This is a genomic window from Nocardia sp. NPDC051463 (assembly GCF_040681975.1).
GTDB lineage: Bacteria > Actinomycetota > Actinomycetes > Mycobacteriales > Mycobacteriaceae > Nocardia.
This window is the reverse complement of record NZ_JBFBAB010000006.1, coordinates 90,120-106,798: the sequence shown is the minus strand read 5'-3', so window position 1 is coordinate 106,798 and position 16,679 is coordinate 90,120. Positions and strand designations below refer to the sequence as shown.

General features: G+C 69.0%; 1 protein-coding gene. It reads right to left on the bottom strand.

Features of this window, described 5'->3' with window-relative positions:
* Positions 1-32 precede the first annotated feature (32 nt).
* A complete protein-coding gene (locus tag AB0M74_RS11525; protein WP_364904999.1) occupies positions 33-16,658 on the bottom strand; it encodes an SDR family NAD(P)-dependent oxidoreductase in 16,626 nt (5,541 codons plus the stop codon).
* Positions 16,659-16,679: the final 21 nt, after the last annotated feature.

The window sequence follows — 16,679 nt, the reverse complement described above, 5'->3', positions numbered from 1 at the left end:
GTCGTTTCAGTGCAGCTGAGGTTGTCGACGAATCAGCTGAGGTTGTCGATGAAGTCGAAGAGTTCGCTGTCGTCCGCGGCGGCGAGGCTCTCTGCGGTGCCACTCGAGGCGGGCTCGCTCGCGTCCTTGCCTTCGAGCTGACGGCCTTCGAGCTGACGGCCTTCGAGCTCGCGCCACATCGCCTGCAACTTGAGTGCGATGTCGGAACGGTCGGCGGGCGACAGATCGGCCGCGGCGCAACTGCGCGCCAACGACTCGACCTCGGCCGCGATCCGATCCAAGGAACCGACCTCCGGCACGATCTCTCGGCGGAGGAAGCCGGCGAGCTCCGCCGGTGTCGGATAGTCGAACATCGCGTTTGCGGACAGCTGCACGCCGACAGCCGATTTCAGCCGGTTCCGGAACTCCATGACGCCCAGCGAGTCGAACCCGATATCGCTGAACGGCTTGTCCGGGGCGATCGAGTCCGCACCCTCGTGGCCGAGGATCGCCGCAGCCTGGGTACGGATCACCTCGAGGACGATGCGATCCTGCTTGGCAATCGAGCGACCGACCAGTTGCGCTGCCAGGTCGGGCGTTTCGCTCGGCGCACTACTGATCCGGCGCCGTGACGGCCGTGACAAACCGCGCATGACCGCGCGCAAGTCATCGGCGCTGAGCTCCGAGAGCGCGGACCTATCGATCCGGGCCGCAACGAACTCCGCACGGCCGCCCGCAAGGGCCGCATCGAACAGCGCCATACCGTCCTCGTCGCCGAGCGGAATGAAACCCTCGCGGCGCAACCTGGCGATATCGGCCTCGCCCAGGGCACTGGTCATGCCGGTGCTCGCCCGCCACGGCCCCCACGCCACCGATGTCGCGGGCAAACCGATCACGTGCCGGTGCTGCGCCAACGCATCCAGGAAGACATTCGCCGCCGCGTAATTCGCCTGCCCCGGATTACCGATCACACCCGCGATCGAGGAATACAGCACGAACGCCGACAGATCCAGCGCACGCGTCGCCTCGTGCAGATTCCACGCCGCATCCACTTTCGGGCGCAGCACCTCGGTAATCTGCTCCGGGGTCATACCTGCGAGCAGCCCGTCGGCCAGCACACCCGCGGTGTGGAATACGCCGGTCAACGGATGCTCCGACGGGATCGCCGCCAACACCGCATCCAGCGCGGCCCGGTCGGCGGTATCACACGCCACCACATCCACGTGCGCGTCGAGCGCGACCAGCTCGTCCCGCAATTCGGCCGCACCCGGCGCGTCCGGCCCACGCCTGCTCACCAATACCAGTCTGCGCACGCCATATTCGGTGATCAGATGCCGCGCGAGGAGCGCACCCAGGCCACCGGTGCCGCCGGTGATCAGCACGGTGCCCTCGGGCCGCAACGGCGTCGGCACGGTGAGCACGTTCTTGCCGATGTGACGGGCCTGGCTGACATGACGGAACGCTTCCGGCGCCTGCCGCAGATCCCACGCGGTGATCGGCGACGACGTCAATGTTCCGTCGTCGAACAGGCCGACCAGAATCCGCATGATCTCCTGCAGCCGGTCCGGATCAGCTTCCAGCAGCATGAAGCTCTGGTAGCGCACTCCCGAATATTCGGCGGCCACTTCGGCCGGATCACGCCGGTCGATCATGCCCATCTCGATGAATCGGCCTCCGCGGGGCAGCAAGCGCAGCGACGCGTCCACGAATTCACCTGCCAGCGAATCCAGCACGATGTCCACACCGCGACCCTCGGTCACGGCAAGGAACTGCTGCTCGAAGTCCAGAGCGCGTGAGTCACCGATCTGGGCGTCGTCGAACCCCATACCGCGCAACACATCCCACTTGGGCCTGCTGGCAGTCACCAATAGACGCAACCCCAGATGACGCGCCAACTGCACCGCCGCCATCCCGACGCCACCGGTCGCCGCGTGCAGCAGCAGGGTCTCGCCGGGTTGCGCCTCGGCCAAATCGACGAGGCCGTAATACGCCGTCGCGTACACCACCGGCACCGCGGCCGCCTGGGCGAACGACCAGCCACGCGGCATCGGCGCGAGCAGGCGTCGATCGGTCACCGCGACCGATCCGACACCATCGATGAACCCGAAAACCCGGTCACCGGGCGCGAATTCGGTGACATCGGGCGCGACCTCGAGCACAACACCCGCGCCCTCGCCGCCGATCCGAGCGTTCGGGTCGGGGTAGGTGCCGAGCGTGACGAGCACGTCACGGAAGTTGAGGCCGACCGCCCGCATGCTCACCCGGACCTGGCCCGACCCCAGTGGCGCCGCCGCGGCCGGATGATCGCGCAGACCGAAATTGTCCTCGGTCAACGTGCCCTGGTCGAGCGGAGTGAGGGCCCATTCCGAGCTACCCCGCAACACGGAGACCCCGGGCAAATCCGAACCCGCGCGGTGCAACCGTGGCACGTGCGTCGTACCTCGACGTACCGCCAGCTGCGGTTCACCGGCCGTCGAAACGGCCAGTTCCACCCAGCGCCGATAGTCTGCCGACACGTCGAGGTCGACCACGAGAATCCGGTCCGGGTGCTCGCTCTGCGCGGTGCGCAGCAAGCCCCATACCGCCGCGGCGGTCAGATAGACGGCCTCGCCGGGATGCACTGCCACCGCCTGGCTGGTCACGACCACGATGGACCGGTCTTGCGTCAGCAACCGCTGGATGCGCGCGGTCAGCGCCGTGACCACAGCCCGCGTCTGCACCGGGCCGTCGTGGTCCCGCGGCGCATCGTCGAGCCGCACCACCGTCGCGGTCCGTCCCGCTATCGAGACGGTTTCCCCGTCCTCGGCGGTACCCCAGTCGCCGGTTTCGGTGAACTCGCCCGCGAGGAACGCGACCCAGTCCACGCCATAGCCGACGCCATCGGTCCTGCGGTGTGCCGAACCGAGCGCGGCGGTCGGGATGGGCCGTAGCGTCAACGCGCCGACCTCGGCCACCACCATGCCCGACGCGTCGGCGAGCGTCACCGCGATCTGGTCGCCCGTCGCGGAGCCGGTCGCGGTCGCCCGGACCCGGAGCGCGGTCGCCCCGGTCGCGTGCAACGCGACGTTCTCCCACGAAAACGGGACGGCGACCGCACCGGCCTGCGGGGCGGGCAGCAACCCGCCGAACAGCAGGACGTGCAAGGCGGCGTCCAGCAACGCCGGATGCACCCCGAATTCCCCGCCTGTCGATCGGACGGATTCCGGCAGTGCAACCTCCGCGAATACCTCGTCGCCACGCCGCCAGAGGGCAGTCAGTCCCTGGAACGCCGGCCCGTACTCATAACCCAGCTCTGCCAGATCCGCGTAGACGTGCTCGATGTCCATCGCAGACGCACCTGCGGGCGGCCAGCTCGCCATACTCGTGTCGATCGGCGATGGGACGTCCGCTTGGGTGGTGACAGTCGCGACTACGTGCCGAACCCACTGTGGCGCCTGGTCATCGCTGCGGGCTGTGTCGATGTGCGAACGCTGCGCGCCATCGCCGGGATCGTCACCACCCGAACGCGAGTACACCGACACTGTCCGCGCACCGGTCTCGTCCGGTCCGGTCGCCACCACCCGCAGTTCGACGCCACCGGTGGCCGGCACCGGTAGCGGCGCCTCGATCACCAGCTCGGCGAGTCGTGGGCACTGGACCATCGTTCCCACATGCAGGGCCAGCTCCACGAAGGCCGCACCGGGCAGCAAGGTCACCCCGGCGACGGTATGGTCGGCCAGCCACCGATGGCCTCCGTACGACAGCCTGCCCGTGAACACCACGTCATCGGAATCCGGCAGCCGCACCATCGCGCTCAACAGCGGATGTCCCGCTTCGTCCAGGCCCGACTGCCAGGTGTCCGGCGCGACAACCGGCTCCAGCCAATACCGCCGGTGCCGGAATGCGTATGTGGGCAACGGCACTCGCGCCATGGAGTGCTCGGCGAACAACGACGTCCAGTCCATACCGATCCCCGCGGCGTCGGCAGCGGCCAGCGCGGAGACGAACTGGATGGGCTCGTCGACCGAGCGCCGGGCGGTAGCGAGCACCGTCGACTTGGCCTCGACGGCAGGAGTGTCGGCAAGACACTGCCGAACCATCGCGGCCAGCACGGCATCCGGTCCGATCTCCAGGAAGCGCCGCACCCCGGTCTCGACCAGGGTGTCGATACCCGGCGCGAACCGGACGCAGCCACGCACCTGCTCGACCCAATACTCCGGATCGGTCACCTCTGCACCGAACAGGGCACCCGAGATATTCGACACGATCGAGACGGTTGGTTGATGGTAGGTCAATTCTTTTGCGATGCAACGGAACTCGTCGAGCATCGGCTCCATCAACGCGGAATGGAACGCGTGACTCACCCGCAGCCGGGAGGTCTTGGCTCCTTGCGCGACGAACGCGCCCGCGAGCTCGTCGATCGCGGACACCTCCCCGGACAAGACCACCGACGACGGGCCGTTCACCGCGGCCATCGACACCCGCCCCGCGAACCCGGCGAGCACCGCGCTCGCCTGAGCCTCCGACACCGCGACCGCCAACATCGCCCCGCCCTCGGGCAGCGCACCCATCAATCGTCCGCGGGCAACCACCAGGGCGCACGCGTCCGGCAGCGACCACACGCCCGCCACATAGGCGGCCGCGAGCTCCCCGATCGAGTGCCCGATCAGCACATCCGGCACGACGCCGAACGATTCCATCAGCCGGAACAGCGCCACCTCGAACGCGAACAGGGCGGGCTGGGTGAACTCGGTCCGATCCAGCAGCGCCGCACCGTCCTTGTCGAACACCAGGTCCCGCAGCGCCGTCCCGAGCAGCGGGTCGATCTGGGCACACACCTCGTCGAACGCCGCGGCGAACACATCGAAGGCCGCGTACAACCCCGCGCCCATCCCGGCCCGTTGCGCGCCCTGCCCGGTGAACAGGAAGGCCGTCCGCCCCGACCCGACGCTCGCCTCGATCGTGCCCGGTGCACCCGCCGCCAGCTCGGCCAGACCGGCCAGCAGCTCGTCGCGATCGCGACCGACGACGGCGGCGCGCCGATCCAACTGCGCCCGGGACGTCATCAGCGAGTACGCGACATCCCACACATCCGCGTCGGCATTGCCGATCATCCACTGCCTCAGGCGATCCGCCTGCGCCCGCAGACCCGACTCGGAATCCGCCGACACCAACCACGGAACGACGGTGTCCGGGCGCGACCGGTCGGTGGGCGCGGGCAACGATGCCTGCACCCGACGGGCTGGTGCTTCTTCCAGGATGGCGTGCACGTTGGTGCCGCTCACGCCGAAGGATGACACCCCGGCGCGGCGGATACGCTCGCCGACCGGCCATGGCTCGGCCTCCGTCAGCAGCGCGACGTTGCCCTCCGACCATTCCACGTGCGGGCTCGGCTCATCCACATGCAGCGTCTTCGGCAGCATTTCGTGTCGCAGTGCCTGCACCATCTTGATCACGCCCCCGACACCCGCCGCGGCGACCGCGTGCCCGATATTCGACTTGATCGACCCGATCCGCAGCGGCTGCGCGCGATCGCGGCCATAGGCGTTGATCAGCGCCTGCGCCTCGATCGGATCACCCAACGTCGTTCCGGTACCGTGCGCCTCCACCGCGTCCACATCCGATGGCTCCAGCCCGGCATCAGCCAACGCCGCCGCGATCACCCGCTCCTGCGAGGGACCATTCGGCGCGGTCAAACCATTGCTCGCACCGTCCTGATTCACCGCCGACCCACGCACAAGGGCCAAGACGTTGTGGCCGAGGCGCTGCGCGTCCGACAGCCGCTCGAGCACCAGGACGCCGACGCCCTCGGAGAAGGCGACGCCGTCGGCCCCGGCGGCGAACGACTTGCAACGCCCGTCCGGAGACAGCCCACGCTGCCGCGCGAAATCGATGAAGACGTAGGGCGCGGCCGCGACCGTCACGCCGCTCGCCAACGCCAGCGAGGTCTCTCCCTGGCGTAGCGCACGGCAGGCCTGGTGCAAAGCGACCAGCGACGACGAACATGCCGTGTCCACGGTGACGGCGGGGCCCTCGAGGCCGAAGGTATAAGCCACCCGGCCGGAGATCACGCTGTGGGTGGTGCCGGTGAGCCGGTAGCCCTCCAGATCGCCGGTCACCCGATCGTGGTAACCCGAGAAGCACGCTCCGGCGAAAACTCCGGTGTCGCTGCCGCGCAACGAGATCGGGTCGATGCCCGCCTCCTCCAGCGCCTCCCAGGACGCTTCGAGAAGCAGCCGTTGCTGCGGGTCCATCGCGGACGCCTCGCGGGGACCGATGCCGAAGAATCCGGCGTCGAAATCGCCTGCGGTATCGAGGAATCCGCCACGGCGGGTGTAAATGGTGCCAGGCTTGTCCGGGTCCGGATCGAACAGTCGCTCCAGATCCCAGCCACGATCCGTCGGAAACTCGCCGGTGGCATCATTTCCGGCGGCAAGCAGCCCCCAGAGATCCTCCGGCGAACCGACACCTCCGGGGAACCGACAGCTCATCCCGACGATGGCGATCGGTTCGTCCGCCCGAACCCGGCGCGGGGCCTGCCGAGCGGGTCCGTCCGCGGTCGTCGGCGCGACTCGGGATTGCACCAGCTTCGCCATCGCCTCCGCGGTCGGATAGTCGAATACCAGAGTCGAGGGCAACTGAACACCGGTGGCCTTGACCAGCCGGTTGCGGAATTCCATGACGCCGAGCGAGTCGAATCCGATATCGCTGAACGGCTTGTCCGGGGCGATCGACTCGGCGTTGTCGTGGCCGAGGACCGCTGCTGCCTGGGTACGGATCACCTCGAGGATGATGCGTTCCTGCTCGGCCGCCGGGCGGCCCGCCACCTGGGCCGCCAGCACCGAGGACTCGTTCGCCCCGATGCTGACGCGACGGCGCGCGGGCCGCGCCAAACCGCGCATGAGCGCGCGCGGGCCGTCGGAACCAGCCTCGGCGAGGGCGGATCGATCGACCCGAACAGCCACGAACCCCGCCCGACCGCCCGCAAGGGCCGCATCGAACAGCGCCATACCGTCCTCGTCGCCCAGCGGCGGCAAACCTTCCCGGCGCAACCTGGCGATATCGGCCTCACCGAGACCACCGGTCATGCCGGTGCTCTCTTTCCACAGCCCCCACGCCACCGACGTCGCGGGCAAACCGATCACATGCCGGTGCTGCGCCAACGCATCCAGGAAGACATTCGCCGCCGCGTAATTCGCCTGCCCCGGATTACCGATCACACCCGCGATCGAGGAATACAGCACGAACGCCGACAGATCCAGCGCTCGCGTCGCCTCGTGCAAGTTCCACGCGGCATTTGCTTTCGGGCGCAGCACCTCCGCGATTCGCTCCGGCGTCATGTCTGTCAACAGCCCGTCGGCCAGCACACCCGCCGCGTGGAAGACGCCGGTCAACGGATGCTCCGACGGGATCGCCGCCAACACCGCATCCAGCGCGGCCCGGTCGGCGGTATCACACGCCACCACATCCACGTGCGCGTCGAGCGCGACCAGCTCGTCCCGCAATTCGGCCGCACCCGGCGCGTCCGGCCCACGCCTGCTCACCAATACCAGTCTGCGCACGCCATATTCGGTGATCAGATGCCGCGCGAGGAGCGCACCCAGGCCACCGGTGCCGCCGGTGATCAGCACCGTACCGCCGGGCCGCAACGGTGTCGGCACGGTGAGCACGTTCTTGCCGATGTGACGGGCCTGGCTGACATGACGGAACGCTGCCGGCGCCTGCCGCAGATCCCACGCGGTGATCGGCGACGACGTCAATGTTCCGTCGTCGAACAGGCCGACCAGAATCCGCATGATCTCCTGCAGCCGGTCCGGCTCCACCTCCAAAAGCATGAATGTGCGGTAATCCACGCCGGGATGGTCAGCGGCCACCTGGGCCGGATCGCGCTCATCGAGATGGCCCATCTCGACGAACCGGCCACCGCGGGGCAGCAAGCGCAGCGACGCGTCCACGAATTCACCTGCCAGCGAATCCAGCACGATGTCCACACCGCGACCCTCGGTCACGGCAAGGAATTTCTGCTCGAAGTCCAGAGTGCGTGAGTCACCGATCTGGGCGTCGTCGAACCCCATGGCGCGCAACACATCCCACTTCGGTCGGCTGGCGGTGGTAAGCAGACGCAACCCCAGGTGCCTTGCGACCTGCACCGCCGCCATCCCGACGCCACCGGTCGCCGCGTGCAGCAGCAGGGTCTCGCCGGGTTGCGCCTCGGCCAAATCGACGAGGCCGTAATACGCCGTCGCGTACACCACCGGCACCGCGGCCGCCTGGGCGAACGACCAGCCACGCGGCATCGGCGCGAGCAGGCGTCGATCGGTCACCGCGACCGATCCGACACCATCGATGAACCCGAAAACCCGGTCACCGGGCGCGAATTCGGTGACATCGGGCGCGACCTCGAGCACAACACCCGCGCCCTCGACACAGATCGCGTCGTTGCCCCCCGAATCCATGCCCAACGCGAGCAGCACATCACGGAAATTCACGCCGGCCGCGCGCAGCGCCACTCGAACCTGGCCGGGCTCGAGCGTCCGTAACACGGCGGGTTTCTCGATCAGCGCGAGGTTGTCTCCGGTCAAGGTGCCCTTGCCGAGGTGGGTCAACGCCCACGCCGGAGTCCGCACCAGATCGCTCGCACCCACGTTGTCGCCGACGCCTCGACTCAGCCGAGGTGCGTGCGCAATGCCGCGCCGAACCGCCAACTGGGGTTCGCCCTCCGTCGTCACCGCCAGGACGACAGCGTGCCGATAGTCGGCCGAGTCATCGACATCGACCACGAGAATCCGGTCCGGGTGCTCGCTCTGTGCCGTGCGCAGCAGACCCCACGCCGCCGCACCGGACAGCTCGACCGACTCCCCGGGATGCACCGCCACTGCCTGCCTGGTCACCACGACGATCTGCTCGTCCCGCGCCAGCAGCCGCTGCATGCGCACCATCAGCGCGGTCACCGCATCCCGCACGGCCGCCGGGAGATCACGATCGCCTGCTGTCGCATCGAGTCGCAATACCGTCACGACTCGGCCACCGATAGTGGCGGTTTCGGCGTCGTCGGCGGGACTCCAGGCTTCAGCTTCGGTGCGCGGCTGCGCATCTGAGGCCAGCGCGACCCAATCCACCTGGTAGCCGACATCGTCGCTGCGACGCCGGGCCGCACCGAGTCCGTCGGTCGAGAGCGACCGCAGTGTCAGCGCTCCCACCTCGGCCACCGCCATACCCGCCCCGTCGGCGACCGTCAGCGCAATCCGCTCGCCCGCGGCCCCCGAGCCGGATACCGCCGCCCGGACCCGTAGCGAGGTCGACCCCGTCGCATACAGCGAAACGTTCTCCCACGAGAACGGGACAGCCAACTCACCTGCGCGCGGGGACGCAATCAATCCACCGAGCAGGATCGGGTGCAGCGCGGCATCCAGCAACGCCGGATGCACACCGAACTTCCCGGCCTCCGACCGCGCCTGCTCCGGCAACGCGACCTCGGCGAACACCTCACCATCACGTCGCCACAGCGCGGTCAGTCCACGGAACATCGGCCCGTACCCGTAACCCTGCTCCGCCAAATCCGCATACGCGCCGTCGATCTCGATCGCCACCGCGCCGACCGGCGGCCAGATCACCATGCTCGAGTCGGCCGACGGCGCCTCCGTCCGGCCCGTGACCGACGCGAACGCGTGACGCACCCACTCGTCCGATCCGGGGGCGTCGTCGATCTCGGCCCGATCGGATTGGTCGGCGCCGCGGGCGCGGGAGTACACCGACACCGTCCGCGCACCGGTCCCATCCGGTCCGCCCGCCACCACCCGCAGCTCGACGGCACCGGCAGGCGGCACCGCCAGCGGCGCCTCGATCACCAGCTCGTCGAGTTGCGGGCAGTCCAGCATCGTTCCCACGTGCAGGGCCAGTTCCACGAGGGCGGCACCGGGCAGCAAGCTCACCCCCGCGACCGCATGGTCGGCCAGCCACGCATGATCGGCTCGCGACAGCCGACCCGTGAACACCACGTCCTGGGAATCCGGCAGCCGCACCAGCGCGCCGAGCAATGGATGGCCTGCCTCGTCCAGCCCCGCCTGCCAAACATCCGGCGCGCCACTGGGCTGCAACCAGTACTGCTTGCGCTGGAACGCATATGTCGGCAGGTCGACCCGAGTGGCGTCCGGGGCCAATGCCTGGGCGCTCACCTCGATGCCGACGCAGTGCGCCTGCGCCAGCGCGGCAGCGACCTGCTCCGGACCCCCCTGATTGCGCTTGAGCGTCCCGAGCACGGCCACGCGATCGGCCGAGCCGATCGCCCCCGCCGTCAGCTCGACGCCGATCGTCAACACCGGGTGCGGACTCACCTCGATGAAGGCGTTCACCCCCGCACGCAGCAGCGCTTCGACCGACTCGGCGAAGCGCACCTGCTCACGCAGTCCGCGATACCAGTACCCCGCATCCAACGTTTCGGTATCGACATAGTCCGCGAGCACGGTCGAGAAGAACGGCACCGAGCCCGACACCGGCGCCACCGCATCCAGCTCCGTGAGCACCCGATCCCGGATCGACTCCACGGCCCTCGAGTGCGACGCATAGTCCACCGGAATCCGTTTCGCCCAGACACCGTCGGTCGCGCACGCCGCCAAGAACTCGTCCAGAGCCGACGACTCCCCCGACACCACCGTCTGGGCAGGGCCGTTCACCGCTGCCACGGAAAGCCGGTCCCCGAAACCCGTCAAGCGCTGCGCGACTGCCTCGGCGGCAGCACCCACCGACACCATGCCGCCGGCGCCCGCCAGCTCCTCGGCGACGACCTGGGAACGAAGAGCTACCACCCGCGCGCCATCCGACAGCGAAAGTCCGCCCGCAACGACGGCCGCCGCGATCTCACCCTGCGAGTGCCCCACGACCGCCGCGGGTTCCACGCCGTTCGCGCGCCACACGCGCGCCAGCGAAACCATCACCGCGAACAGCACGGGCTGCACCACGTCCACCCGGTCCAACAATGCCGCGTCCGCCTCACCGCGCAGCACCGCGGTCAACGACCAATTCACGAACGGCGCCAAGGCCGCCTCGCACTCCGCGATCGCGTCGGCGAATACCCCACCCGCGGCCAGCAGCTCACCGGCCATCTCGGGCCACTGGCTGCCCTGCCCCGGGAACACGAACGCCACCCGGCGCGCAGCGGCGTGGCCCGAGACCACGCTGTCGGGGCCCTTGCCGGGCTGCGCTGCCGACTCGGCCAAACTCGCCAGCCCGGCTTTCAGGTCGGCCAGTTCCCGCCCCACAACCGCGCCGCGCCACTCGAACCGCGAGCGGTGACGCAGCAACGAGTGCGCCACGTCTGCCGCATGCACGTCGTCGTGCGACTGCAACCATTCCGCGAGCCGAACAGCCTGTTCTCGCAATGCCTCCGAACTTGCCGCCGACAATGTCCACGACAGGACGTCGGAACCACCGACACCCGAATCTCGTTCGACAACAGCAGGTTCGGCCGGGGTCGAGGGTGGCGCCTCTTCCAAGATCAGGTGCGCATTGGTGCCGCTCATACCGAACGACGAGACCCCGGCACGACGGACCCGGCCGCGGGCGGGCCATGGCTCGGCCTCGGTCAACAGCCGCACCGACCCCGCCGACCAGTCCACATGCGGCGTCGGCGCATCCACATGGAGCGTCTTGGGCAGAGTCTGCTCCCGCAGGGCCTGCACCATCTTGATCACGCCCCCGACACCCGCCGCGGCGACCGCGTGCCCGATATTCGACTTGATCGACCCGATCCGCAGCGGCTCCACGCGATCGCGGCCATAGGCGTTGATCAGCGCCTGCGCCTCGATCGGATCACCCAACGTCGTTCCGGTACCGTGCGCCTCCACCGCGTCCACATCCGACGGCTCCAGCCCGGCATCAGCCAACGCCGCCGCGATCACCCGCTCCTGCGAGGGACCATTCGGCGCGGTCAAACCATTGCTCGCACCGTCCTGATTGATCGCGCTACCACGCACGACCGCCAAGACGTTGTGGCCGAGGCGCTGCGCGTCCGACAGCCGCTCGACCACCAGCACGCCAACACCCTCGGACCAGGTCACGCCGTCGGCGGCAGCGGCGAATGCCTTGCTCCGTCCATCGGGCGCCAAACCCCGTTGCCGCGCAAAGTCGATGTACAGCCGCGGGCTCGCCGAGATGCTCACACCACCGGCGAGGACGAGGGATGCCTCGCCTCTGCGTAGAGCTTGGCAGCCGAGGTGCAGTGCGACCAGCGACGACGAGCACGCGGTATCGACAGTGACCGCGGGCCCTTCCAGTCCGAAAAGATACGAAACCCGACCAGAGATCACGCTCGGTGCGGTCCCCGTCAACCGGAAGCCTTCGTGCTCACCGGTCACCGCGCGCGCGTAACCCGATGAGATCGCGCCTACGTACACCCCGGTGTCGGTGCCGCGCAACGCGGCGGGGTCGATCCCCGCGTCCTCCAGGGCTTCCCAGGAGACTTCCAACATCAGCCGCTGCTGCGGATCCATGCCGGCCGCCTCACGCGGGCCGATACCGAAGAAGCCCGCGTCGAAAGCGCCCGGGTCGGTGAGGAATCCGCCTTCTCGGGTGTATACGGTGCCCGGCTTGCTCGGATCCGGATCGAACAGCCGCTCGAGGTCCCAGCCACGGTCGGTCGGGAATCCGGTGATCGCATCGCGGCCCTCGGCGAGCAGGTCCCACATCTGCTGCGGCGAGGCGACACCGCCGGGGAAGCGGCAGCCGATTCCCACAATCGCGATCGGTTCGTCGGAGCGGGTGCGCCGGGTGACGCGACGCTTGCCGAGGTCGACACCTTCGAGCAAAGAACGCACCAGCCGGGTCACCGCTCGTGGCGTCGGGTGGTCGAATACCAGCGTCGTCGGCAACTCCGTGCCGGTGGCCTGCACCAGCCGATTGCGGAGCTGCTGACCGCTGAGCGAATCGAATCCGAAGTCGGTGAACGGCTGGTCGGGATCAATGGCCGCGGCGGAATCGTGGCCGAGGACGGCCGCGGCCTGTTCGGCGACCACCGCGAGCACCAGGGCATCACGTTCGGACTCGGGGGTGGCGAGCAAGCGGGGCGCGAGCGGACCCGTGACCACAGTGTTGCGCCTGCGCGCGGGAACCACGGCGGCGGCGAGCGGATCCGGCGCCGACGTCGCGGCCATCTCCACCGGCTGCAGCAGCAACGATTTGATCGCGAGAATCGGTGCGCCGTCCTCGGCGAACGCCGTGACGCGCAGGGTGTCGGTATCCACCCGGTCGAGACGCACCCGCGCCGCTGCCGATCCGGGGCGGTACAGCCGAATATCGGTGAGCGACAGCGGCATCGGAACGGCGTTGCTGTCGGATTCCGAAGCTCCGGCGGCCAGTTCGTCGACGGCCGCGTGCAGCATCGCGTCCAGCAGAGCGGGATGCACACCGAAACGCCCGGCCTGATCACTCACGGTCGCGTCGAGCGACACCTCGGCGAAGACCTCGTGCCCACGCCGCCAAGCTGCTGTGACGCCTTGGAACGCCACGCCGTAACCGAAGCCACGCGCGTCGAGGCGGTCGTATAGTTCAGCGGCCGCCACCGGCTCGGCTGCGCCGGGCGGCCAGTCGCCGTCCACCGAAAACGGTGCGTCACCGGTGTCGGGGGCGAGCACACCGGTCGCGTACCTGGCCCATTCCTGGGACTCGACCTCGTCGTCGGACGCCCACCCGTCGCCCGACCCTCGGCCGTCGGGGAGTTCCGCGCCGGCGGGCCGGGCATGGATCGCGAACGTCCGCCGACCGAGGTCGTCGGGTGCCGCCACGCTCACCTGGATGTTCAGCGCATCGCCGACCGTCGGCAGCGGTGACTCGATCCGCAGTTCCGTCACCGCGCCTGCCGCCACTCGGGCGCCGACGCCCAACGCGGCTTCGATGAATACGGCCGTCGGCACGACGGGCGATCCGAGGATTACGTGGTCGCCGAGCCAGGGATGGGCGGCGCGGCTCAGGCGGCCGGTGAACAGCCATTCATCCCGGCCCGCGACCGACACCGCGGCGCCGAGCATCGGATGATCCGGATGAATCAAACCGGCACTGCTCACATCGCCCGCGCCCGCGCTGACCGAGTCACCGGGCGTCCACCAGCGCAGCCGCTGGAACGCATAGGTGGGCAGGTCGATTCGGGTCGCCGCCCTGGCCAGCGCCGCAGGCGGTACATCGATGCCGACGCTATGGGCGCGTGCGAGTGCAGCCGCGAAATGTTCCTGGCCGCCGTGACCGCGCTTCAGGGTGCCGACAACGGCCACGCGGTCGGCGAAGCCGATCGAGTCGGCGGTCAACTCGACGGCCATCGACACCACCGGATGCGGACTCGCCTCGACGAATCCGTTCACCCCCGAACGCATCAGCGCTTCGATCGATTCGGCGAAGCGCACCGGCTCCCGCAACGACCGGTACCAGTACTCGGCATCCAGCGTCGATGTATCGACATAGTCGGCGACCACGGTGGAGAAGAAGGGGATCGCACTCGCCCTCGGTCGCACCGGCGCCAGTTCCGTCAAGATCCGATCCCGGATCTCCTCGGCCATTTTCGAATGTCCCGGCCAAGTCGCCGGGACACGCTTCGCCCACACGCCATCGGCCGCGCATTGCGCGACGAACTCGTCCAACGCCGCCGATCCGCCCGACACCACCGTCTGTGCGGGCCCGTTGATCGCCGCCAATGACAACTCGTCCCCGAACGGCGCCAACCGCTCCAGGACCGCCGCGGTGGACAGACCGACCGCGGCCATCGCACCTTTGTCGATGAGCACCTCGGCCCCAGCCTTGGAGCGCAGCGCGATCACGCGCGCCCCGTCCGACAAGGACAACGCGCCGATGACGACGGCCGCCGCGACCTCACCCTGCGAATGCCCGATGACCACACTCGGTTCGACGCCGTTGGCACGCCACAGCCTGGCCAGCGAGACCATGACGGCGAACAGCACCGGCTGCACGACGTCCACCCGGTCCAGCGACGCGGCTCCTGGCTCCCCCCGCACGACATCGGTCAGCGACCAGTCGATGAACGGCGACAACGCCGTCTCGCACTCGGCGATCGACTCCGCGAAAACACCGCCCGCAGCAAACAAACCCGCGGCCATCCCGGACCACTGGCTGCCCTGACCCGGAAACACCATCGCCACCCGGCGCGCCGCCGCGCGACCCGACACCACCGCGGACTCCACAAGCTCCGCGGACTCGGCTCCTGGCTGGGCCAACGCCGCAAGCCCGGCCTTCATCCCGGCGAGATCAAGCCCGACCACCGCGGTGCGCCACTCCAGCTGCGTGCGCGATCGCAACAACGAGTGCGCCACGTCGGCGGCATCCGCCTCGGGATGCTCGTCCAACCAGTCCCGCAGCCGAGCGGCCTGTCCTCGCAACGCCTCCGGGCTCCTGGCCGACAGCACCCACGACAGGACTTCTGAGCCGCGATCGGGCGCGGCATCGACCGTCGCGACCGCAGGGGCCTGCTCCAGCACCACATGCGCATTGGTGCCGCCCATGCCGAATGCCGATACCGCCGCCCTGCGGACCTGCGCCGACGGCCATTCCTGCACATCGGTCACGACCCGCAGTCGCGCCGCGTCGAGCGAAATCCGGGGGTTCGGAGCATGGAAGTTCAAACTCGGCACGAGTTCTCGATGCCGCAGGCACAGCACAGTCTTGATCAGGCCCGCGATTCCCGCGGCGGCCTCGAGGTGCCCGATGTTCGTCTTGACCGAGCCCACAGCGAGGGGTCCGTCCGCGGGCCGCGCCACACCGTAGGTGTCGCCGAGGGCGGCCGCCTCCACCGGATCGCCTGCCGGGGTGCCGGTGCCGTGCAGTTCGACATAGTGCACCGACGAGCCTTCCACTCCGGCCGCGACGAGCGCCGCCCGGATGACCGAGGCCTGCGACGCCGCGCTCGGCGCGCTCAACACCTGGCGCTCGTTGCCATTGTTGACCGAACTGCCGCGGATCACAGCGTGGATGCGGTCGCCGTCGGCGACGGCTCGCCAGAGCGGCTTGAGCACGACGATGCCGCCGCCTTCACCGCGCACGATGCCGTCGGCGCTTTCGTCGAAGGTGCGGCACTTGCCCGACGCCGAGCGCGCACCGAATTCGTCGATGCGTGCACCGCTCAACGGCGAGAGGATGAGGTTCAGTCCGCCGGCCAGGGCGACGTCGCATTCGCCATTGCGCACCGATTCGCAGGCCAGGTGCACCGCAACCAGCGACGACGACTGCCCGCTGTCGACGACGAGGCTCGGACCGGTGAACCCGTACTGATTGGAGATGCGGTTGGCGAGCACACCACGGCCGACGGCCCACAGCGAGTGCCTACCGACACCGGGCTTGCCCTGCGCGGCCGCCATTTCGGCGAAATCGGTTCCGGTGGAACCGAGGAACACCCCGGCTCGCGCGCCGGCCGGGTCGCGGTAGCCGGCGTCTTCCAACGCCTCCCAGCTCAGCTCGAGGCCGAGCAGCTGCTGTGGATCGATCGCCCGCGCTTCGTTCGGCGGCACACCGAAGAAGTCGGCGTCGTACTCCGACGCCGAGTCGAGGAATCCGGCGGTCTCATCGATTCCGGGGCGGTCGGCGGGAGCGGATCCGATGGCGTCGCGGCCCTCGCGCAGCAATCGCCAGAACTTCTCCAGGTCGGCAGCGCCCGGCAGCCGGCACGACATTCCGACGATAGCGATGTCATTCGCTCGTTCGACCATTGGGAATTCCTCATCTTCACG